This is a genomic window from Haloferula chungangensis (genome assembly GCF_042664875.1).
Lineage (GTDB): Bacteria > Verrucomicrobiota > Verrucomicrobiia > Verrucomicrobiales > Akkermansiaceae > Haloferula > Haloferula chungangensis.
The window spans coordinates 44,401-67,472 of sequence record NZ_JBHTBS010000008.1; the positions used below are offsets into that span (position 1 = coordinate 44,401).

General features: G+C 58.2%; 17 protein-coding genes. 8 read left to right on the forward strand and 9 right to left on the reverse strand.

The window, feature by feature from the left end; translation table 11 throughout:
* Positions 1–126: 126 nt before the first annotated feature.
* Positions 127–780 (forward strand): NAD(P)H-dependent oxidoreductase, encoded by a 654-nt coding sequence (locus ACFQY0_RS14975; RefSeq protein WP_379713886.1) that lies wholly within the window; start codon positions 127–129, stop codon positions 778–780.
* A gap of 5 nt (positions 781–785) precedes the next feature.
* Here the strand turns inward: ACFQY0_RS14975 and ACFQY0_RS14980 are convergent, their stop codons facing one another.
* The 6 genes from ACFQY0_RS14980 to ACFQY0_RS15005 form a co-directional block, all read right to left on the reverse strand.
* Positions 786–1,484, reverse strand: coding sequence for a hypothetical protein (locus ACFQY0_RS14980; protein ID WP_379713888.1), 699 nt, complete (start codon positions 1,482–1,484; stop codon positions 786–788).
* Positions 1,468–4,491 (reverse strand): type IV pilus modification PilV family protein, encoded by a 3,024-nt coding sequence (locus ACFQY0_RS14985; protein ID WP_379713890.1) that lies wholly within the window; start codon positions 4,489–4,491, stop codon positions 1,468–1,470. Before ACFQY0_RS14985 ends, ACFQY0_RS14980 begins: the two co-directional genes overlap by 17 nt.
* Positions 4,481–5,215 carry a PulJ/GspJ family protein gene (locus tag ACFQY0_RS14990; protein ID WP_379713892.1) on the reverse strand — a complete coding sequence of 245 codons (735 nt, stop codon included), beginning with the start codon at positions 5,213–5,215 and terminating at the stop codon, positions 4,481–4,483. The genes ACFQY0_RS14985 and ACFQY0_RS14990 overlap by 11 nt, the downstream gene beginning before the upstream one ends.
* Entirely contained in the window at positions 5,212–5,721 is a 510-nt protein-coding gene (locus ACFQY0_RS14995) for a hypothetical protein (RefSeq protein WP_379713894.1), read from the reverse strand. The genes ACFQY0_RS14990 and ACFQY0_RS14995 overlap by 4 nt, the downstream gene beginning before the upstream one ends.
* Complete coding sequence (locus tag ACFQY0_RS15000) at positions 5,718–6,353, reverse strand: pilus assembly FimT family protein (RefSeq protein WP_379713896.1); 636 nt, start codon at positions 6,351–6,353, stop codon at positions 5,718–5,720. Before ACFQY0_RS15000 ends, ACFQY0_RS14995 begins: the two co-directional genes overlap by 4 nt.
* Positions 6,354–6,646: 293 nt before the next feature.
* Positions 6,647–7,213: a type II secretion system protein gene (locus ACFQY0_RS15005; protein WP_379713898.1), complete on the reverse strand. Its 567-nt coding sequence runs from the start codon at positions 7,211–7,213 to the stop codon at positions 6,647–6,649.
* 226 nt (positions 7,214–7,439) lie between these two features.
* On the opposite strand from ACFQY0_RS15005, the gene rnr reads away from it, so the two are divergent.
* Both rnr and ACFQY0_RS15015 read left to right on the forward strand, forming a co-directional pair.
* A complete protein-coding gene (gene rnr / locus ACFQY0_RS15010; RefSeq protein ID WP_379713900.1) occupies positions 7,440–9,821 on the forward strand; it encodes a ribonuclease R in 2,382 nt (793 codons plus the stop codon).
* A gap of 92 nt (positions 9,822–9,913) precedes the next feature.
* Positions 9,914–10,267, forward strand: coding sequence for a hypothetical protein (locus ACFQY0_RS15015; RefSeq protein WP_379713902.1), 354 nt, complete (start codon positions 9,914–9,916; stop codon positions 10,265–10,267).
* A gap of 23 nt (positions 10,268–10,290) precedes the next feature.
* Here ACFQY0_RS15015 and ACFQY0_RS15020 read toward each other — a convergent pair whose 3' ends face one another.
* Both ACFQY0_RS15020 and ACFQY0_RS15025 read right to left on the reverse strand, forming a co-directional pair.
* Positions 10,291–11,301 carry a zinc-binding alcohol dehydrogenase family protein gene (locus ACFQY0_RS15020; protein ID WP_379713904.1) on the reverse strand — a complete coding sequence of 337 codons (1,011 nt, stop codon included), beginning with the start codon at positions 11,299–11,301 and terminating at the stop codon, positions 10,291–10,293.
* Between the two features lie 171 nt (positions 11,302–11,472).
* Positions 11,473–13,023, reverse strand: coding sequence for an arylsulfatase (locus ACFQY0_RS15025; protein WP_379714277.1), 1,551 nt, complete (start codon positions 13,021–13,023; stop codon positions 11,473–11,475).
* 422 nt (positions 13,024–13,445) lie between these two features.
* Between ACFQY0_RS15025 and ACFQY0_RS15030 the strand changes: the two genes are divergently transcribed.
* From ACFQY0_RS15030 to ACFQY0_RS15050, 5 genes are all read left to right on the forward strand, one after another.
* Positions 13,446–15,131 carry a mechanosensitive ion channel family protein gene (locus tag ACFQY0_RS15030; RefSeq protein WP_379713906.1) on the forward strand — a complete coding sequence of 562 codons (1,686 nt, stop codon included), beginning with the start codon at positions 13,446–13,448 and terminating at the stop codon, positions 15,129–15,131.
* A 217-nt stretch (positions 15,132–15,348) separates the two neighbouring features.
* Entirely contained in the window at positions 15,349–18,180 is a 2,832-nt protein-coding gene (ppdK, locus tag ACFQY0_RS15035; RefSeq protein WP_379713908.1) for a pyruvate, phosphate dikinase, read from the forward strand.
* 152 nt (positions 18,181–18,332) lie between these two features.
* Positions 18,333–18,683, forward strand: a complete 351-nt coding sequence (locus tag ACFQY0_RS15040; RefSeq protein WP_379713910.1) for a (2Fe-2S) ferredoxin domain-containing protein — start codon at positions 18,333–18,335, stop codon at positions 18,681–18,683.
* Positions 18,684–18,895: 212 nt separating this feature from the next.
* Positions 18,896–20,674, forward strand: a complete 1,779-nt coding sequence (locus tag ACFQY0_RS15045; RefSeq protein ID WP_379713912.1) for a 2-oxoacid:acceptor oxidoreductase subunit alpha — start codon at positions 18,896–18,898, stop codon at positions 20,672–20,674.
* A 229-nt stretch (positions 20,675–20,903) separates the two neighbouring features.
* Positions 20,904–21,788 (forward strand): thiamine pyrophosphate-dependent enzyme, encoded by an 885-nt coding sequence (locus ACFQY0_RS15050; RefSeq protein ID WP_379713914.1) that lies wholly within the window; start codon positions 20,904–20,906, stop codon positions 21,786–21,788.
* Positions 21,789–21,797: 9 nt separating this feature from the next.
* On the opposite strand, the gene ACFQY0_RS15055 is transcribed toward ACFQY0_RS15050, so the two are convergent.
* Entirely contained in the window at positions 21,798–22,649 is an 852-nt protein-coding gene (locus tag ACFQY0_RS15055) for a hypothetical protein (protein ID WP_379713916.1), read from the reverse strand.
* Positions 22,650–23,072: the final 423 nt, after the last annotated feature.

A 23,072-nucleotide genomic window follows, 5' to 3' on the forward strand; every position in this document is an offset into this window, starting at 1 on the left:
CATGGATTGCTCGCTCATTCCCAACAGGGAGCCCGCCAGTTCCAAGCTCGCTCATCGCGCTCTTCAGATGGGAGCATCGAATTCATTCCTCTCAGCCCACCTGCCTTCTCTCCAAGTTAAGTTTAAATGTTTAAAGTTTCCATGACCCCTGCCGAACTCGTCTCCGCTCTCAACTGGCGCTACGCAACCAAGTCCTTCGACCCTAACAAATCGCTCTCCGATGATGCATGGCAGGCCTTGCTCGACAGCCTCGTGCTCGCGCCTTCATCCTTTGGCCTCCAACCTTGGAAATTCATTGTCGTCTCCGACCCGGAGATCCGTGAGCGACTGCGCGAGAATTCATGGGGCCAAGCCCAGGTCACCGATGCCGACAAGCTTGTCGTCTTCACCAGCCGCACCGACATGACACCTGAAGACATCCAGCGCTGGGTCAATCGCCTCGCCGAAGTTCAGGATCAGGCTCCCGAGGACCTCAAAGGCTACGCCGGCATCGTCGAAGGATTCTGCCAACGCATGTCACCGGAAGCCCGACACAACTGGAATATCCGCCAGACCTACATCGCTCTCGGTCAGTTCATGGCATCCGCTGCCGCGATCGGCGTCGATACCTGTCCGCTCGAAGGCATCGACCCCTCCGGTTACGATCACGAACTCGGCCTCGCCGGCAGCGGCTACGCCACCTGCGTCGCCTGCGCTGTTGGCTACCGAACCGAGGATGACAAATCCGCCGCGCGCCCCAAAGCGCGCTACGTTCAGAGTGATGTGATCAGCGAGCGCTGATCCGTTCAGCCTGCGACCACGAAATTCGGATCGAAAAAGCTCATCGCTTTGATCCCTCCTTCCGCATCGTTGTAAAACACCACCACGTAGTTGCCCGGCGTGTCCGGTGTGAAAAGGCATAGCTGCGTTTTGGCGTCACTCATTCGGATTTCGACATCTCCGCGTGAATTTCCGAGGTCCAGCGAGGTCGTCCTAAACCGCTTGACCGAGGGTTTCTCCACCACCTTGCGAGCTGCTGTGGCGATCATGAATGGAATCTCTTCCTGAATGCACACACTCACTACCGTCAGCCGGAATCCCTTCTCGACCTCCTTCTGCTTGAGCTTGAGGATCTTTGCCTTCCAAGCCGGCGGTTCCCCTTCCTCGACCTCCAGCTTTTCGGAAAAAGCAATCAGCGTCGTCGTCTGGCTCTTCACCACATCGAGCTTCGTCTTTCCTGTTTCCACACCCTCCTTCTTCACTTCCAGAGTCGGAGAGCCCGGCTTGATTGCCACGCCACCGGTCCGCTGCGCAAACTTGTACCCCTTCGGGTAGAGGTTACGCCCATCCAGATGATAGGTCGTATTCCCCTGGCCTGCTGCCACCACATTGACCAGGCGAATGAAACCAAAATCAGGGATCTCGTCCTCCTGCGCCTGCGTATTCCCAGCCGTCACCATCAGCGCACAGAGCGGCGCCATCCATCGTCTAAAAATCGTTCTCATGAATTACTGCGGGTTCGTACTTCTCGCCATTGATCTCACCGTCTTTTGACCGCTCACCGGGATCGGCAAACAAATTGAAAACCTTACGGGACTCCGCCAGTACCACCGGTGTCGCCGACGAACCTTTCGGCAATGGCACGATCGCCTGCCCAACCACCCACACCCGGAAATTCCGCGACCTGAATGTCGAGGACTCATAGATCCGTGCGTAAAGTTCCTCCGCCGCCGAGTCCGACCACTCGATCATATCCTTGTATTCATACAACTCGCGGTTACCGAAAATCTTCTCTCCATCTTCGTTCTCGATCGACGCGAGTTCGGCGGCAGAAGCAAAGGGCCGGCCTCGCAGAATTGCCTCGGCAATGAGGTCACCCGCCCTATCCCGAGCCGGAGTTCCCAGCTCGATATTCGTCGTTGGCGGTGCCATCAGGTCATTGGTCGAATGACTCTTGGAAACTTGCCGGGAGAGATCCGGATCCTGCTTCAGATTCCCCATTACCAGGGCTCGGATCGCCGTCACGGAGGCGGTGTTGATATTCACCTGCCCATCGATCATGCGGAAGTCTCCCTCACGCTCATCCTTCTCAGATGACTTGGGAATGCCGACATGGAAGAGATCCAGCAGGTGCGCCGCATGCTGACCGCCGAGCAGATCCGCACCATCCTCTTCACCCGGCACTTTAAACTTCGGATGCTCCGCCCTTCCGATCCTCAAGGTATTTCCTCCTCCGTGATCGGCACTCGATGCCGCTTCCACTTCGACCGATGGCCAGGAGCCTTGTCCCGAAGGCATCAATCCCCCCTGAAGCTTTAGCGTGTCCGTGCGGCTCTCATAACTCGGCTCCCACATCAGCGGATCGTAAGCCCGCCCCATCTCACACGCGCTGTAGAAAACCCCAAGATTCGAAATCCGCATTGGGGCTTCTTCCCGCAATGGATCAACAAGCCCACTGAGCCATTGCGGATCATCCGGATCAATCCGCTGATCCCCTTCATCACCCCCCACCCGAATCGCCGTCGGCACCCGGCCAAACGCGGAATTGTGCCCGCCATCGGGCCACTCGGACGGCATCGCCCGGCCGTACACTTTCGGCTTGGTCGAGGAATCGCTGCCGTAAACCGTGCTCCAGCGAATCGTCCGACGATGTGGGCTGAAATTTCCATACTTGTTGGGAGCCATTGCCTTGCTTGGCGTCGAGGAGTCCGATGACTGACCGATGTAGGCCGACATCCGGGGATCTCCCATGTTGTTCACGTAATTGAACTCGGCCGCATTGGGATCCACCGAATACGAATGCCCCGGAATACAGGCTTCGATCCGTTGCCTCAAACGAGTCTTCGTCTCCGGTTTGGACTGCGTCGGATAGTGCAGATTCATCTCACGGCGAACGATGTTGCCTCTCGAACCGTCAACCTCCACCCCGTTCCACCTCATTCGATAACCCGAGGTTCCACGCGGAATTTCACGCAGCTCGATCGGGCTCGGAACGAACTCGCTCGGATAGCGGTACTCCACCTCACCCGCTTTGATCACTCGATACTCATTGGGCTGCAGAGGGGGATCCAGAACGACCGGCGGCAGCCAATAGGCACCATCCTCCTTCTCAAGCAGGGGAGAAACCACCGAGGCATCCTCCAACACCTCAGCAGAACCCAGCTCAATCCCAGCAATCAAATCGATGTCGGTCACATAAGCACTCCCATAACTCACTTGCACCGTTCCTTCCGCCACCTGATCGCTCATATTCCACAGCTCGACGTAGACCGCACCTGTTAGGATGAAATGCTTCACGTCACCGATTTCCCTGAAGTCTTCCCAGCGATAGCGCATCGCGTATTCACTCACCACCGGATAGCTATCGAGTCCCCGATAAACGCCAAGCTCCGCACTCGGATCTCCATCCGTGTCCGCGTAGTCGAAAATATTCGCCGCCAGGGTCTTCAGGTAGTCATCAGGAAAGCCACCTTTCCGATCCACGAAGTTCGGCAATGCCTCATCGACCCACTCCGCCCACTCCTCGATTGAAGCCTTCCTCTCAGCGTTGAGCAAGCGGTTCAAATTCAGCTTCGGCTGACCGGCCGCCTTCGCAGAAATCCCCTTCGCATACGGAACGGTCGGGCGTTCACCATAGGGCCGCACCGTCGCATCCACACTCTCCTCAACGTTCCGGGCCTCCTCATCCACCAAGCGCCCCGTCACATCATCCCTCTCGAAGGGAGCCTCGTAATCCATCGCCGCGAGCACCGAGTCAGGAGTATGCATGACCGACTGAGCCTTCACCAATCGCTTGCCGAGATCACTGGGATCCTCATCACTCACCACCTTGGGATCGAGCGCGCGAAAAGCCAGCTCAGGGGTTGAGACGTCCGGGTCCTCACGCACCCCAGGTGCCGGAAACGGCCACTCAACCCGTCGGTCCTCTTCATCCGGTTCATCACCGAGGTCGAGCTGACCGCTGAGTTTCCCCTGCAAATCCTCCACCCAGAAGGCATAGCGCCCGACGGTCCGCTGGTCCTCATCGAGAACCGGAATCCAGGATACCCAGGCATCGTCACTGCGTTCCCTGACTTCGAAGTTCGCCGGCTCACTTCCAATCAAATCCAGCGCGTCAAAGCTGTCTCCGAAATCCTCCACCGTCACCGAGTCCTGCTCCGCACTATACAGAGGAAAGAGTTGATACTTCACCGCATCTCCGCCTCCTTCGCCACGCGCCAGATAGAGCAACTCCAGCGGCTCCCTATTCTCGATCCGCTCTTCACCTTTCTGCGCCACGATCAGGTAGTCATCATTCGCCGATTGCTCGCGCAAGATTCCGCGAACATCCTCCATACCCGCACGCGCCACCCATTCGGCTCGCTTCGAATCAACATAAGACCTCGCCGTTTTTCGCTCGATCCCGACCACCGCCAGCACACCCACTGCCATCAGCAGCATCGCCGCCATCACCACCAGCACGGCCGCCAGTGTGAAGCCTTCAGAGCGATTCTTCCGCAGTTCAGTCCGCATGGCCAATGGGGTGAGTCATTTCGTAAATCTCCAGCGTTCTCGATTGGTCCACATCGGCGGGACGACCAATCAGCGGACTCGAATCCCAATCTGCTGTCGTTCTCAGCTTTCCCACCAACTCCCGTCTTGCCACGACCAACTTCATTCTCACCGCATCCGGCTTCTCAGCGAACGGGTCGTCCGACTTCTTGTCCCAGACTTTCCAGCTTCCACCCGACTGTCGGATCAGGCCATCGACTTCAAAGGAGATCACCCCAAATGCCACCGGTTCATCGACCGTGCGCTCTTCATAGAGCTGGTCGACCGTATCATTCCTCAAAGCATCAAAAACCACATCGCTGCTGCGAAATCCCCGCATCAAACAGCGCACCGTCTCCCGTCCGATCTCGAGATCCTTCACATAGTAATGAACCAGGCAAAGATCCCCAACTGCCTCATCCACCGCTTGCGCATCCGCTGCCTGCAGACAGGTAAAACCCAGCTTGTCAGTCCGCCACGCAGCACTCGATTCATCCATTTCCAGAAAACCCCAGGCCTTCGACAAATCCTCAGCCACAAGGGTCAGGATCGCCCGAGCCTCCCTCTCGGCCGCCACCCCATCCGTGCTGCGACCATACTCATTTCCCGTCGTGCTCAGCGCCGCCACTCCGAGCAGAAGCACGATCGTTCCGATCGCTGTCGAAGCAAGAATCTCTAACAAGGTAAATCCGTGCGCTCTCCTCATGGCAGCTTGGTGTGGAAGATGACCTGCGATCGCTTGCTCGCAGCCTTGCTTGCAGGATACTCGACGGCCACCGCCACCGTCACCAGATCCACCTCACGCGATGTCGTATCAAGCTCGCCGGAAAGCTTCGCCAGGTAGTAAACCTGATCGTCGTCGAGCTTCACCAGTCCCTGGTCATACTGAGCCTGCGTCAGCACCCCGAGAACGGCACCATCCCGCCCGAATCCCAGCGCCATCAACTTCCCTGCAGACCCAAAACTCTCGCCCGCCTTGACGGGCGAAAAGTAGGCCGAATTTCCTTTTCGCGCAGCCCGCAGCTCGAGCAGACAGTAATCGGCAATCGCCGTCGCGCGGGTCTCTGCCCTCGCCGAGGCCCCCGTCCCACTGGCTTTCAGCATCGCCGCCATCGCCAGCGGAATCACCACCGCCAAAACACCGACCGACACAATCGTCTCCACCAGCGAAATGCCGGAGGCAAAGCCGGATCGATGACGAGCTGCCTTCATACGTCGAGCACCCATGGTCGTGCCACCACCCGGCCAATGCGGATCGTTCGGCTTGCTCCTTGCTCGACCTTGACTGCCGCTCCGTTGCGGTAGGTCCCGCGGCCCAGCTTGATCACGATCGACTCCGATCCCTGCGGCTGGGCGAGTCCTCCACGCGGATTGAAGACCAGCGCCCGCACATCGGAGTTTTCCTCCCCGTCCCTCCACACCAGACGAACAGGCACTTCATCCATGAGATTATGGAGCGAATCCACTTCTCCTCCAAAGAACGCAATCCCGCCCGGCAGCTTCAGCCACTTCTGCAGAAGTTCCCCTTTCAAGGCTCCGTCATCCGTCTCACCATCGAGTCGGAACAAACCAATCCGGCAGATCCCATCATTGAATCCCCCCTGACCCGGCTCAAGAATGGCCAGCGCCACTTCACTCCTGCGGGTGATCGCCGACGTCCGTGCTTGCTCGATCGCTACCGTAAAGCTCTCAGACGCCGTCCGCAGCGCCGCAGCGCCGGTATTTCCGACGGCCGTCAGGGAGATCCCGACCAGCAGCACAATGATCCCAATCACCGTGACGATCTCGACCAGCGTAAAGCCGGAAGCCCGTGGATTGGGGGATGATGGTTGGGGGCGGATCACGAGAAAATTGACGGTCGAATGAGGAGATCAGGAATCTGACACTGCTCTCAATCAAGCATCTTTCGAATCGTCCGCCAAGCTTGCACACGCAAACTCGATCACGTGACGTTCCTGCCATGACTCGCAGCTTCCTCGTCCTCTTTCTCAATTTCCCCCAGCCCATTCCGTGCCGATTTCCGCTGAATTACCGAAAATCCCGCCACCTCAAGTCCTCCTCACCTGGGTGTCTCCCTACAAAAAAACCCGACCTGCTCTCACAGATCGGGGTTGATTAAAGTCAGAGAATTGAAGGCTTAGTTCCAGCTCTTGATATCGTCCGGTGTGCCTTCCTTTTTGTCGCCGCCAGGGCTGTAGACAGCCACCTGCTTGCCGCGAAGCTTGACCTGCTTGCCGCCGAACGAGAAGTCCAGGCTGTCCGCATAATCGGTATTGAGGATGACGGTGTAAGGATTGCCGAAGGGATCGTAGAGACCGTCGACGGAATCACCGGATCCAAAGTCGATGCCACCCTTTTTCCCCTTGGCTTCCTTGCCTTGGAGGAAGATCACACTGCGGGTGTTCTCGATGTTGCTGCCGCTGCCTTCCATGCCGAGAAGAATCTCAAGAAGCTTCGTGCTTCCACCAGCCGTCTCGACCTGTTTCGGGACATCCGGCAGACGGTTGTACTCCCCGTAGAAATTTTCGACAGCTGTTGCCAGACTGCTTGCCATGACCAGCCCTTCGGTCTTCTTGGCCTTCTTAATCGCCAGGTTAACACCGGCAAAGCTAAGGCCGGCCAATACCGCGATGATGGTGATGACAACAAGGAGTTCAATAAGCGTGAAGCCCTTGGCACGACGGGTGGATTTCTGGTTTTTCATTTTTTTGGTGGTTGGTGTTGCGAAAACAAAACGCATCGGCACCGTTCTGGCAACGCGCTTTTCCTTAGCCTTGACAACGTATATACATACTGTCATCTTCCCGATCTGGCAAGCGTCCGTTTTGAAAAAGCCTCTCTCTTGTTGAGGTTGGGCGCGTCCGGCAAATTTGCCGGCAGAATCACATGATTCCCATTGCCGCCCCCCTTACTACACTCCAATATCCATTATGCCTCAAGCATCCCTGCGCGACCGTATCCTCGAATTGATACGCTCAAGCGATTATCGTCCGATGAATAAATCGGATCTCTCCCGCGTCCTCAAAGTCCCTCTCAAGCAGCGCTCCCAGCTCCGCAAAGAGCTCCAAGCCCTCGAAAGGTCCGGCGACATCGTCCTCGGCAAAAAGAACCGCTACCAAAGCCCCTCCGCCAAAGGCGACCAGCTGCGCGGAAGCATCAAGTTCACGCCAAAGGGCGATGCCTGGTTCTTTCCCGATCAAGCCGATGCCGAAAACAAGGCCTCGGGCATTGACCTCGAAAAGAACTCACGCCTCTACGTCCCCCGCCGCGATACCGGAAACTCCCTCGATGGGGACCGCGTCCTCGCCACCCTTCACCAACCCCGACCCGACGCCCGGGACTACCGCCGCAACCGCGACACCGAACCGGAAACCCGCGCCAAAGTCGATCTCGTCATCGACCGTCGCTCCGGAAAAGTCGTCGGCGTCTTCCACAGCGCCGCCAAGGGCAAAAACTCATGGGTCATTGCCGACGACTCCGCGATGAACGGCCGAGTCGACGTCATCGGTGACCACACCGCCCGCGCCGGCCAGATGGTCGTCGTCGCGATCGACGATTATGAAAGCGCCCCGCCCCGCGGCCACATCATTGAAGTCCTCGGATGGCCCGATGAAGCTGGAGTCGATATTCTGGCCATCATCCATCGCAACGGCATCAAGACCTCCTTCCCCGACGAAGTCCTCCGCGATGCCCGTCAATTCGGAGACAAGGTCGACCCCAAGGAAGTCGCACGACGCGAAGACTGGCGCGACCGGCTCGTCATCACCATCGACCCTGGTGATGCGAAAGATCACGACGATGCCATCTGGGTGAAGAAAACCGATAACGGCTGGCAACTCGCCGTCCACATCGCCGACGTCTCCCACTACGTCAAACCTCGTACTTCGCTCGACAAGGAAGCCATCGAACGCGGCAACTCTACCTATCTCGTCGATCGCGTCATCCCGATGCTCCCCGTCGAACTCTCCAACGGCCTCTGCTCGCTCAAGCCCTTCGCCGACCGACTCACCAAGTGTGCCGTGCTCGACGTCAACAAGCAGGGCAAGGTGATCAAGTCGCGCTTTTGCGATGCCGTCATCCACTCGCAATCGAAACTCTCCTACGAGCAAGCCCAGGAAATCCTCGACGGCAAACCCGCCCCGAAGGATTCGCCGAAGGAACTCGTCGAGATGGTCAAGGAGTCCTGGGCCATGGCCTCCCGCCTGCGGAAGAGACGCTTCGACGACGGCGCGCTCGACCTCGAAATGCCCGAAGTCCGCGTCCGTCTCAATGACAAGGGACAAGCCGACCGCATTGAAAAGGTCGTTCACACCGAGAGTCACCAGCTCATCGAGGAATGCATGCTCGCGGCCAACGAAGCCGTCGCCAAGATCATCAAGATCCGCAACAAGCCCGCGATCTACCGCATTCACGAAGAACCTGAAGCCTCGCGCCTGCTCGAATACGGCGAGACCGCCAAGGCCTTCGGCTACAGCTTCGGTGATCTAACAAACAAGGATCACATCCAGAAGTTGCTGGATGCCGCCAAGGGCAGGCCCGACGAACACGCGATCAAGATCGGCCTGCTCAAGTCATTGAAGCGCGCTGCCTACTCTCCCGATCCGCTCGGTCATTACGGATTGTCGAAAGCTGACTACTGTCACTTCACCTCGCCGATTCGTCGCTACGCCGATTTGATCATCCACCGCGCGCTCCAGCCCTTCCTCGACAACCCACCGAAGCATCCCGACAAGACATTCGGTCAGGCCGAGCTGCACGACATCGCCCGCCACATCTCCGACACCGAGCGCGCCTCTTCCGATTCGGAAAACGAATCGAAGAACATCAAGATGCTCGAGTATCTCGATCGCTGCTCGAAAGCCGACAAGCCCGTCATTTTCCAAGGCCTCATCACCGAGGTCCGCTCCATGGGCCTGATGGTCGAAGCCACCGACATCGGCACTCGAGGCGTCATCAAACGCGAAGACCTTCCACAAGGCCCCTGGCGTTTCGAGCAAAGCCAGTCCCGCCTTGTCGGTCCCGGCGGACGCCAGTTCCAGATGGGTCAGCGGATCCAGATGGAAGTCGCCAACATCGACCACGAACGCCGCTTCGTCGACTTCAAGATCTCCGGAGAAGCCAAAGGAACCGGCGGCCGCAGCGACAGCCGTCGATCTTCGAAAAAGGCCACCAAATGGGCCCGCGACAAGAAGCCCTCAAAAGACGCCAGCTCAGCCCCGCGCTCGAAAAAGAAGAGCGCCAAAAAATCCGCCAAAAAGTCCGCCAAGAAACACGCCCAACCCCTCCGCCACAAGCGGAAGAAGAAGTCCTAGCGCCCACGTCTCCGATCAGCCGTCCCCCAGCGGGTTTCCGAATCGTGCCTCGCTTTGCCCGGCAATTTCGGTTAGAACCTCTGTCATTCCCTATGACAGAGCAATCCCGCCAAGCCATCGCTGAGCTCCTGACTCTAGCACCCTACCTCGACCAGCACTTGACGCTCGATGAGGAAGAGGTGCTGGAACACGCTCTCAAGGCCATTGGCTGGGACCCGCAGAACCCGGGGAAGATCTTGCTCCCCAACCTCATTGCGCTGGCTCGCGAGGTGAGCGCCGACGATGAAAAAACCGAGGCATTCATGCGCGAGCGGGCGGCGACGCTGAAGTTCTCCGGAGATGCCGAACTCGCATATCACTGGCTGACACGGGTACTGGAATCCGATGGGACTTCAGCCAAGGAAACCCGCTTCCTCAGCCAGATCAAACCCATGCTTTTCGGCTGAGCCCAATCCGGTCACGACCGGACTCATTCCCAGCCGGAAACGGTCAACTTGCCGATCGTCTTTCCCGACTCGATGCGGCGATGTCCTTCGAGAATATTCTCGGCACTGATCGGGCTGAGCCTGTCATTGCCGGTGGCTTTCAAAACCCCTTCATCTACGAGTTCGGCGACCCTTGTTAGAATTTCATGCTGACGAATGATGTCGTTCGTTTTGAACATCGCACGGGTGAACATGAACTCCCAGCAGATGGTGACGCTTTTCACTTTGAAATCGCCACCCATGTCGAGCGCGGCTTCGTGTCCCGTGATGAGAACGACGCCCCCCTGCGGGGCAATCATTTCGCCCATCGCGCTCCAGGTCTTGTCGATGTTGTTGAAGTTGGCGATGTAGCTGACGTTTTCGTAGCCGAGCTCGCGAAGCTGGGCAGGCATGTTGCCATGGTGATTGATGATGTGGTCGGCCCCGAGCTGACGACACCATTCGGAACTCTCGGGACGCGAGGCCGTGGCAATCACCGTGAGCCCGGCACGCTTGGCCAACTGGATCGCCAGGGAACCCACACCTCCTGCCCCGCCGATAATCAAGAGCGTCCTGCCCCGATTTCCGGCGACATCATCCGCGTCGATGCGGAGCCGATGAAAAAGGGACTCCCACGCGGTGAGCGCTGTTAGAGGCAGTGCGGCGCTGCCTGCGGCATCGAGGGAACTCGGACGCTTGGCGACGATGCGTTCGTCGACGAGCTGGAACTCCGCATTTGCTCCCGGCCGCGTGACATCGCCCGCGAAGTAGACCAGATCCCCTTCTTTGAAGAGCGATGCCTGATCTCCGCAGCGAACGACCACGCCTGCGGCATCGAAGCCGAGAACTTTGGGTGCATCGCCATCTTTCGGACGCACCTTGGTATCCACCGGATTGAGTCCAACCGCTTCGATCCTAACAAGCAGGTCGTAACCCCTTGGCGAAGGAGTCTCGACTTCGACTTCAATAGCGGAACCAGCTTCGCTGCTGTTCTTTAGGAATTGGATGGCCTTCATGATGTTTTGATGGCGGGAGAATTGCCACAGATTCCCGCCTTGACCAGCCCTCGTCTCGGCTGGAAGAAGGCGCAAAAAAACCGCGTCCGGATGATCCGGACGCGGCTGAATTCAGGAGTCAGGCCGATGCTTTCTCGAGAGGAGAAAGCTGCAGCCTTTCCTCAGCGCAAATCAATGCGTGGCAGGATTCATCGTCTTGATCTGCTCTTCCAAGGTCGACAAGCTCCAGTCTCCAGGAGTCTGGCTTGGCGGATAGTCCTTCATCGTCATGAGGAACTTGGAGGCAACAACTTGCATCGGTGCCAGCAGGTAAACCTTGTCCATGAACCAGTCCTCGTAAGTGTTCGAGCCGGCCTGAGCCTTTTCGAAGGGATCACGACGGAGGTGGTAAAGGTGCGGAGTGCGCAACTTGATGAACGGCTCACGCCAGATCTGCAGGCGAGTCGCCCGCTCTTCCAGGTAGGTGGCTTTCCAGTCCTGCACGCGGATGGCGCAGACTTCGCCACCGTCGGTCGTGTAGATGAACTCCTTGCGTGGGCAGGCTTCGATGTCTTCATCAATCGTCTTGAATGTCCCGGCCTTCTCAAGGTAAGGGAGCAGGTTGTAGCCGTCGATGTAGTTCTTATAGTTCCGTCCGATCAGCTCAACGCCTTCGCGGAGTTGCTCCTTGATGTTCGGGTTACCTGCAGCGGCAGCGAAGGTTGGAAGCCAGTCTTCGTGCGAAACGATGCCATTTACGGTAGCGCCTGCAGGCCACTTGCCGGGCCAGCGGACATAGCAGGGAACGCGGAAGGCGCCTTCCCAGTTCGAGTTCTTCTCACCGTGGAATGGAGTGGTTCCCGCATCCGGCCAGGTGTTGAAGTGCACCCCGTTGTCGGTGGAGTACTGGACGATCGTGTTGTCAGCGATTCCGAGCTCATCGAGGAGCTTCAGCAACTCACCAACGTGCATGTCGTGCTCGACCATGCCGTCATGGTACTCGTCACCAGTTTTGCCGGCGATACCCGTGTGCTCTTCCTTCACGTGGGTGCGGAAGTGCATGCGAGTGCCGTTCCACCAGCACATCCATGGCTTGCCGGCTTCATTCTGTCTGATGATGAAGTCCTTGGCAGCGGCGAGGGTTTCCTCGTCGACGGTTTCCATGCGCTTTCTGGTCAACGGACCGGTGTCCTCGATCTTGCCGTCGGCAGTCGCCTTGATCACGCCGCGGGGACCGAACTTCTGACGGAAGGTCGATCCATCAGCGAGCTTCATGTCGGCAGGATAGTCACGGTCCTCAGGTTCCTCTTCCGCATTCAGGTGGTAGAGGTTTCCAAGAAACTCATCAAAGCCATGGTTGGTCGGCAAATGCTCGTCGCGGTCTCCTTGGTGATTCTTACCGAACTGGCCGGTCGCGTAACCTTGGCCTTTGAGAACGGCGGCAAAGGTGACGTCGGTCTTCTGCCAACCTTGCGGAGCCGCAGGCAGGCCGACCTTGGTCATGCCGGTCCGCACCGGCACACTCCCATTGAGGAAAGCCGCACGTCCGGCGGTGCAGGATTGCTGACCGTAGTAATCGGTGAAGTGGATACCTTCGTTGGCGATCCGGTCAATATTTGGTGTCTTGTAACCCATCATGCCACGATTCATGTGGCTGATATTCCATACACCGATGTCATCACCCCAGATAATGAGGATGTTAGGTTTCTTTTCCTGGGCTGATGCCACCGCCGCAAGGGCCATGGTGACCACAGCGAGGTATCGCCTTAGTTTGTTTGTTGGTTTCATGTCGAGTAGACTCGTGTTATTTGCAATTCAGGCATCAGCGCGTTCGATGGGATCGAGGGTCCTGATACTTGATTAGGGATGCTGAAGCGGATCCATCTCCGGTCAACAAATTAAGAGGAAGCCAAACCGCAAAATTTCGAGCAACCCTGATTTGATCCCGATGAATTCACCCGCTGCGAAGCGATGCCAGATTGGGCGGCATCGGCCCATTCGAGGGAGAAATCAGGTTCCGTCATTGTCACACTAATGAAGTCAACGAGCGGTTCCTCGGAATCGCGCACGCCACACGGACTCACGAAGTCCGCCACCTCATCGCCAAACCCACGGATGCTCAGCGAAAACTTGATACTCACGCCTGATGTCTGGTTTCCTCCGGCATGCGCATGCCTCCCATGCCCGGACTCACCGGATGCCTTCTCAGCTTTTTTCTTCTGTTCTCACCGACCGTTTGGGGCCAAGCGCAGTCTGCTCCTCCGGCGGATAGCAAAGGTCCGCTTGCGCCTGCGGCCACTGCGGATGCTCCTCCGGCCGAGCCCGAGAAAGTCGTGGCGACTCCGGCAAGCAGCTTCGAATGGTGGAATCGCGAGATCACGATCTTCCGCTCGACGACCACCAAGCTCAGTCCTGAGGCCCGCTCCAAAGATGCTTCCGAAAAGGTCGAGGAATTTTCCGACCAATTGTTAGAAACACCGGTCACGGCTGAGTCGGCGGAGATTGATGGCGAGGCGACAGTCCGCTTCATGGTCGGCGACAAGTATCTCTTCTCGCTGCTCGCTTCCGATCTGGACGAACTCGCAGGCCAGTCACTTGAAGAAGAAAGCCAGGAGGTCCTTGCCAAGATGGAAGAGATCCGTCTGGCGCGTCTTGAACAAGGATCGGCCGAAGCCATCGCCAAGGGCATCACGGCGGCCGTCATTGCATCGGTCATTTTCTTTGCCTCGCTCTTTGTCCTGCGTTTCATCAGTCGCCGCGTCTCGAACTTCGTGGAAAGGCGCATCCGTAGCATGCGACGCCTCAGAGTCGCTCGCACCGACCTCCGCCCGCACTTCGGTCTTCTGGGAAAGCAGTTCATCAAGGTGCTGATCTTTCTTCTCGGGTTCTACCTCTTCTGCATCTGGGTCGCCTTCGTCTTCAATCAATTCCCGCTCACCGAACCGCTCGGCTCGGCTTTCACCGAGCACCTCATGGCCTTCGCTTCCGGCATCCTCAAAACGATGGTCGCGGCCATCCCCGGCCTGGCGACGGCGGCGCTGATCCTTTTCGTGACCCGCTGGCTGGCCAAGCTCGTCGATCGCGTCGTGCGCAGCATGGGAGATGATGAAGAAACCGGTGTGCTGGCAAACGACGCGGCGAAGGCGACCCGGCGCATCGCCGTGGCCTGCATCTGGATCATCGGCCTGGTCCTCGCCTACCCGTATTTGCCCGGCTCGGGAAGTGATGCCTTCAAGGGGATCAGCGTGCTGCTCGGCCTGATGGTCTCGCTCGGATCCTCCGGCATGATCAATCAGGTGATGAGTGGATTCGTCCTGCTCTACTCCGGTTCGGTGCGCACCGGCGAGTACATCAAGGTCGGCGAAATTGAAGGCACGATCACCGAAATGGGCATCCTCGCGGTGAAAGTCCTCACGCCCCCAGGAGAATTCCTGGTCATCCCGAATGCCGTGATGATCACCAATCCGACGACCAATTTCACGCGCCTCAAAAAAGACACCGGCGTACCGATCAGCTCGGTCGTCACCATCGGCTACGATGCGCCATGGCGGCAGGTTCACGAACTCCTCACGGCAGCGGCCAGGCAGACCTCGGGCGTGATTGAAAACCCAGCTCCCAAGGTGCTTCAGAAAGCCCTTTCCGACTGGTATGCCGAGTACACCCTGACCGTCTACGCCGACGAGCCGACCGCCCGTGGGGCGATCCTTTCCGAGCTCAACGGGAACATTCAGGACGCCTTCAATGAAGCCGGCATTCAGATCATGTCGCCCCACTACCAGAAGGATCCGCCGGAGCCGATGGTCATTCCAAAAGACCGCTGGTTCCCCCCGACACCCGGCAGGGAATCATAGAAAGCGGCGGGCTCGTCGCGACGCACCGCGGACTCGTGAAATTTGCGACTCGCAGGTGAGTTCGATGCTCCCACGATTTCGCGGTGAGAATCCCGCGGAACTCGTTCATTGACACTGCGTTCCCTCCCCTTAGTCTCCGCGCGTCCGCGCCGGAGGCCCGTTTTGGGTTCCGGAAATCGGACGCTTTTCGAAAAGCAAACCATATCCACTGATTCAGATGGCAACCCGAAAGAAGACCGCTAAGAACGCGGCCAAGAAAGCGGCCTCCAAGAAGGCTCCGAAGTACGTTTACACCTGGGGCGCCGGCAAAGCCGACGGTCACGGTAAAATGAAGGAACTCCTGGGAGGCAAGGGCGCGAACCTTGCCGAAATGACCCTCATCGGTCTTCCAGTTCCATCAGGCTTCACCATTACCACCGAAGTCTGCACTTACTACTACGATCACAAGCGCACCTATCCCAAGGTCCTTCGCTCCCAGATGGAAGCAGGCGTGGCCAACATGGAGAAGATCATGGGCTACAAGTTCGGCGATGCCGAAGGCTTCCCGCTCCTCCTCGCCGTCCGCTCCGGTGCACGTGACTCGATGCCAGGCATGATGGACACCGTCCTCAACCTCGGCCTCAACGACGCCACTGTGGAATCCCTCGCCAAGGCAACCGACAACGAGCGCTTCGCATGGGACTGCTACCGCCGCTTCATCCAGATGTACGGCGACGTCGTACTTGGTGTGCAGAAGACACCTGACGAAGATCACGAACCATTCGAGCACGTCATCGAATCCTACAAGGCCAAGACCTACGGTGAGGACATCGTCGACTCCGAGCTCACCGCCGAAGACAACAAGGCACTCGTTGCCGCCTTCAAGAAGCTCGTGCTCGACCGCACCGGCCAGGGTTTCCCTGACTGCCCGTGGGAGCAGCTCGAGGGTGCCGCTGGCGCCGTCTTCAGCTCATGGATGAATGACCGCGCGATCGTTTATCGCCGCAAGTATGGCATCCCTGCCGCATGGGGCACCGCCGTCAACGTCCAGGCGATGGTCTTCGGTAACACCGGCAGCAACTCCGGTTCCGGTGTGGCTTTCACCCGTAACCCAGCCAACGGCGAAAACGAACTCTACGGTGAATTCCTCGTCAACGCCCAGGGCGAAGACGTCGTCGCAGGTGTCCGCACGCCGGACGCCGTCGCAGGCATGGCCGAGGCCCTGCCGAAAGCATTCAAGGACCTGATGAAGGTTCGCAAGATTCTTGAAAAGCACTTCAAGGACGTGCAGGATGTCGAGTTCACCATTCAGGATGGCAAGCTCTACATGCTTCAGACCCGCAACGGTAAGCGCACCGCTGCCGCCGCCCTGAAGTTCGCCGCCGACATGGTGAAGGAAAAGCTCATCGACTGGCAGACCGCTGTGTTGCGCAACCCAGCCGACCAGCTTGACCAACTCCTCGCCCCCGTCTTCGACGTCGCCGAAGTCAAGAAGGCCACCATCATCGCCAAGGGTCTTCCCGCCGGTCCTGGTGCCGCTTCCGGTAAGATCTACCTCAACGCCGACCGCGCTGAAGCTGCCGCCAACAAGGGCGAGAAGGTGCTTCTCGTTCGCGTCGAAACTTCCCCGGAAGACCTTCGCGGCATGATCGCTGCGGAAGGCATCCTCACCGCTCGTGGTGGTGTCTCCTCGCACGCCGCACTCGTCGCCCGCCAGATGGGCAAGGTCTGTGTCTGCGGTGCCTCGGGAGTCGACGTCGACTACGAAAACAAAACCGTCAAGGCAGGTGGTCAGGTCTTCAAGGAAGGCGACTTCCTTTCGATCGATGGCACCGCCGGCACCGTCTACGGTGGCGCGCTTGCCACCGAGCCATCCGAAATCATCACCGGCCTCATCCACGGCAAGAAGGCTTCCCAGAAGACCGAGAAGTATCAGAACTTCGTCCAGCTCATGGAATGGTGTGCTGCTGCCACCAAGATGGGTGTCCGCACCAACGCCGACACTCCGGAGCAGGTCAAGAACGCCGTCGCATTCGGCGCGGAAGGCATCGGCCTCACCCGCACCGAGCACATGTTCTTCGAAGGTGATCGCATCGACGCCATGCGTCAGATGATCCTCGCCGAGAATGAGATCGACCGCAAGAAGGCCCTCAAGAAGCTCCTCCCGCATCAGCGCAAGGACTTCTTCGGCATCTTCAAGGCACTCGACGGCAAGCCAGCGACGATCCGCCTTCTGGATCCACCACTCCACGAATTCCTTCCTCACACCAAGGAGCAGCAAATGGATCTCGCACGCACCATCGGTGTGAAAGTCGAGACCATCATGCAGCGCGTGCACGACCTGCACGAGTTCAACCCGATGCTCGGTCACCGTGGTTGCCGTCTCGCGATCTCCTATCCGGAAATCGCCGAAATGCAGGCCCAGGCGATCTTCGAAGCCGCAGCACAGTGCGTGAAGAAGGGCATCCCCGTGGAGCCGGAAGTCATGGTTCCTCTCGTCGGCTACGCCCGCGAGCTTGAGCTTCAGGTGAACATCATCCACCGCGTGGCCGAGGAGGTCATGGCAGCCAAGGACGTGAAGTTCAAATACCTCGTCGGCACCATGATCGAAGTTCCTCGTGGCGCTGTGACCGCAGATGAAATCGCTGAGCACGCTCAGTTCTTCTCCTTCGGCACGAACGACCTTACTCAGACCGCACTCGGCGTCAGCCGCGACGACATGGGTTCGTTCCTCAACAGCTACACCGAGAACGACATCTATCCGAAAAACCCATTCGCTTCGCTCGATACCACCGGTGTCGGCCAGCTCATGGAAATCGCCGTCGAAAAGGGCCGCAGCGTACGCAATGGCATCAAGCTCGGCATCTGCGGTGAGCACGGTGGTGATCCGGATTCGGTGACCTTCTGCCACAAGCTCGGTCTCAACTACGTCTCCTGCTCGCCTTACCGCGTGCCCGTCGCCCGTCTCGCCGCCGCCCAGGCCGCGATCAACGATGGCTCCGCACCAAAGGCAGCCAGGAAGGCCAAGAAAAAGTCCACCCGCAAGGCGACCAAGAAGGCTAAGAAGTAAGGCCCCGGCCTGACTTCTAACAAGCAGTTCCCCACCACCCCGTTCGCATCCGCGGACGGGGTGGTTTTTTTATGGGAGAAAGCATCCCTGTCCTTTGCCACACTCCCACTCCCTTCTTGGCGATCCCCCATCACCTCCCGATACTCTCCGACATGACACCGGATGAAGAACTCAAACGCGCCGCCATCGCCGCCGGCCTAGCAGACGGAGCCCGCCACATCTTCCTCTGTGCCGATCAGACGAAGCCCAAGTGCTGCGACCGAGAAGCCAGCCTTGTCGCCTGGGATTTCCTCAAAGCCCGACTCTCCACCCTCGGTCTCGACGCCCCCGCCATTCTCCGCACCAAAGCCAATTGCCTGCGCGTCTGCCTGCGAGGCCCGATCGCGGTCGTCTACCCCGAAGGCATCTGGTACCACTCCTGCACCCCCGAGGTCCTCGAACGCATCGTCACCGAGCACCTAGTCAGCGGCATTCCCGTCGAGGAATTCCGTATCAGAGTGTAGCGGCCAACCAAGGAGCGGTCGGCTTGCAGCCACCGGACAACAGGCCGAATCACCCTCGAGCAAAACCAAACCGTCATGGCCCAACTCATCCACCCTCGGGGCTTGAAAAGCCACGCTCCTTGCGTTCACCCGAAATCGCCTTAAGCCTCTTTTCCCTTCCGAAATCAGGCCATCGTGATACGAATTAGGAATCGTATCCTAGAAAAACTCCGATGCCTGAAACCCACTCACCTGCATCCGCTCCGGATTCCCTCAGAAACGCCGTCATCCGCCTCGCCGGATACTCCCAAGACGGCATCCAGTCGATCGGCGGCTTCCTCGCCCAACTCGCCGGCTCGACGGCCCAGGACGTCATGACTTACATGACCATCCCCAGCACCATCTCCGGTGGCCCTTCCATTTTCCAGGTCCACCTCGGCTCCGGAAAAGTCCTCCACCCAGGCGATGAAGCCGACACCCTCGTTGCCTTCTATCAGGACTCCTACGACAACCACCTTTCATCCCTGCGCGACGGCGGCATCTGCTTCTTCGACAGCGATCAGGTCAAGGAGCTCAACCACGATCGCGAGGTCATCCACATCGGCGTTCCCTTCACTTCCGCCGCCATCGAAGCCATCGGCGGCTCCGCCAAGGACCGCGGCAAAAACATCTTCGTGCTCGGCATGCTTTGCGCCGTCTACAAGCTCGACCGCGAACGCATCACCGAGATCATCACGCGCAAGTTCGGCAAGAAGAACGAAGACATCCTGCGCAATGCAATGCTCGCCTTCGATGCCGGCTTTGCCTGGCCCGTCCACGACATCAACCACATGCCTTTCGCCCCCGGCGAAAACAAGGAAGCCAATCGACTTTCCTCCGATGGCAACACGATGCTCGCCACCGGCCTGATCGCCGGCGGTTGCCGCTTCGGTGCCGGCTACCCGATCACTCCCTGGACCAGCATCATGGAAATGCTGCGCTCCGAACTGCCGAAGTACGGCGGCATGTTCATCCAGGCGGAAGACGAACTCGCCGCCGTCGCCATCGCCATCGGTGCCGCCTACTCCGGCCACCTCGCCATCACCGGTTCCTCCGGCCCCGGCCTTTCCCTGAAAACGGAAGCCATCGGCTACGCCTGCATGGCCGAGATCCCGCTCATCGTCGTCAACATCCAGCGCGGCGGGCCCTCCACCGGCTTGCCGACTTCCGTCGAGCAGTCCGACCTCATGCAGGCCATCTACGGCTCACACGGCGATGCCCCGCGCGTCGTCCTCGCCCCACGCGACGTGGAGGATTGCTTCTACACCGCCATCGAAGCCTGCCGCATCGCCCGCGAGTATTCCACGCCGGTCATCATCCTTTCCGATCAAGCCATCGCCACCCGCATCGAAGCCTTCCCCGAGCCGGATCTCGATCAGCATTGGAGAGAACCGACTCTCGATCTCGACGAACGTGGTGCCGACTTCAAACCCTACCCGCTCGACAAGATCACCCGCCACGCCGCACCCGGCTCGCGATCCTCCGAAGGGAAGTATCCCGTCGTCACCGGACTCGAACACGACGAATGGGGTCACCCTTCGAGCAACCCGCAGAACCACAAGGCGATGACCGCCAAGCGGCGCGAAAAACTCGTCAAGCTCGCCAACTCGCTCCCTGCCCCTGACTTCCACGGCGACGAGCAAGGCGACATCCTCTTCGTCGGCTGGGGATCGACCTACGGCCCGATTTGCGAAGCCTCCGAACAACTCCGCCGCCTCGGCCATAAGGTCGGCTCGCTCCATCTCCGCCACATCCACCCGCTGCGCAATGGCCTCGGCGACATCTTCAACCGCTACACCCACATCATTGTTCCCGAGATGAACGACAGCGGCGTCTACGGTCACGGCCAACTCGCCACCCTGCTCCGGTCCGTCACCTGCAACCCCGCCATCCAATCCCTTAACAAGGTTGAAGGCATCACCTTCCGTGTCCGCGAACTCGTCGAAGGCGCCACCACCATCCTCTCCAAGTAATGGCCCGCGCGGCGCCATCGCGCCCCGGAACCCAAGTTCCAAAAACCCAGACTCCAATTTTTCAAACCTCATCTAATTTCGCGTCTTTTCGCGCGATTTCGCTGTTTCAAAAACCTGATCAACCCAAGCCCAACAACCCCGGTCTACCATCCGAAAATTTACATCCGCCTGCCCTCCCGTAGCTTCAGCGAAGGAGGGTGGTTAAATATTTCCATTCCGTTTCAACATCATGAGCACACCCGCCGAACCACTCACCAAGAAGCAGCTCAAAGCCGACCACCCCACCTGGTGTCCGGCCTGCGGTGACTTCGCCGTCCTCGCCTCCTTCTTCAACGTCGTCCAGAAGCTCCAGATCCCGCACGAGAAAATCGTCTGCGTCGCCGGCATCGGTTGCTCGTCACGCTTCCCCTACTTCGTCAACACCCACGGCATTCACTTCATCCACGGCCGCGCCCTGCCACTTGCCACCGGTATCTCGCTTTCCCGTCCCGACCTCCACGTCTTCGTCTTCGGTGGCGATGGCGATGGCTACTCAATCGGCGGCAACCACCTGACCCACGCCGCGCGCAAGAACGTCAACCTGTCCTATGTCATCATGGACAACTATGTCTACGGCCTGACCAAAAACCAGACCTCACCCACGACACCCATCGGTCGCAAATCGAAGACCGACCCGCGCGGCGCTATCGACCGGCCGATCAACCCGATGACCCAGCTTGTCGCCACCGGTGCCACCTTCGTCGCCCGCACCCACGCCGCGCAGGTGAAGCACATGAACGAGATGTTCGAGCGCGCCATCCTCCACCCCGGCTTCGCCGTCGTCGAAACCCTTTCCGAATGCACGATGTTCTACCCCGGTGCCTTCGACTCCGGAAACCCGCGCAAAGGCGGTGAGTTCGAACTCGTCGATGAAACCACCCAGGACCTCGAATCCACCGACGCCGCCCTCAAGCTCGCCGAAGACAACTCGCCCGGAAAGTTCGGTGTCTACTTTGAAAAGAAGCTCCCGACCAAGAACGAGCTCGAATGGCAATGGGTCAACGACGCCCAAGCCGCCGCCCCCGACATCTCCGGCAAAGACCTGCTGCGCAAGCGCTTTGCGTCGATGAGGTAGAAAACGGCGTTAGAGAAACTTTCTCCGCAACATCCATCCTATCCCACCAATTATCGAAAGCAGTCCAACAATCCAAAGAAACTTGATATTCCGACTTTTGTTGGGTGCATCTACCAAATCATTCTGAGCAATCCCTGCAGATTTTGGATTCGTATGGGCCTCTCCCGCTACGTTCGGCGATAAAATAGTTTCCCATGAACCGTCTGACGAGAATCTATACGTCTCAACTTGCCCTTCAAAGGAAAAGGTTAGATCACCACGTTCGACTCTCTTCCACCACCGCCGAGTTTTTAACAACTCGCCTTCTTCGCCAGACGCAATTTTTCGTCCGTCCGCTGGCGGATTCTGAAGCCCCATCCAACAAATCGCTGCGGCAGCACCGACGGAGTTGGCTTGGGGCGTATCTCGATATGGAAGAAGCTCACTCCATTCCTTTCCAGGTGCATCTAAATCATCGTCAAGAAACCCACCTAAAACCTTGAGGCTCTCCGGAGTCTGAAGTAGGCCGAGCACTTTGAAACACTCTGCTCTTATAATGTCATACCGAATTCTTTCTCCAGTACCTAAGGGTATCGCCTTAACTTCAATTTGCTTTCGTCGCAAAGCAGACCCAAAGTATTCTGCATAGCCCGGAATAGCCAAAATTTCTTCCCGGATTTCGTAATACTCTGAATCAAGCAACTGCCTCCTTGCTCGACTTAGCAATCTTCTCGCCAACATCTCAACTCTTTCACCCGAATTATCTTCGCTCGCTACATCCATTCTTGTGATGGGCATCTCATCATGAGGACCATCTCCGAACGCTGGAATCAGCAAGTTGATCCAAACCACCGACAAAAGACTGAAAGTGCTAGGTCTCATACTAATTTCTTAATCTCATGCACACAAAAAAGGGGTCAGTCAAAACTTCCTGACATTTTGTTCAGCTTCTTGGTCGCGTCTCCTGCTGCGCGGTCAAACCTTCATGCGCTTCCTTGATTGCCATATTCACTGCATCTCTCTCACCCATAACGAGTCGCGTTGCAAGCCAACCATTATCGATCAGTGACTGCTTTTCTCAATAGGTCGGTCCCTTTCAGCACAAGCATCGTTAGAAGGGCCCGTTCCGAAATTCGAGTGCTTGATGCCACCGCTATGGAAACCAACGCTTAAGGCACTCGAGCAGCGGCTCGATGAGCGCTTGATTCTACAGAGGAAGATGAATGGAACAGGAGGCAGCAGATAGCAGAGCAGGATTGGCCGACATGAATCCAGCGATTCACGCTTCAGGAGGCTTCTCGTAGT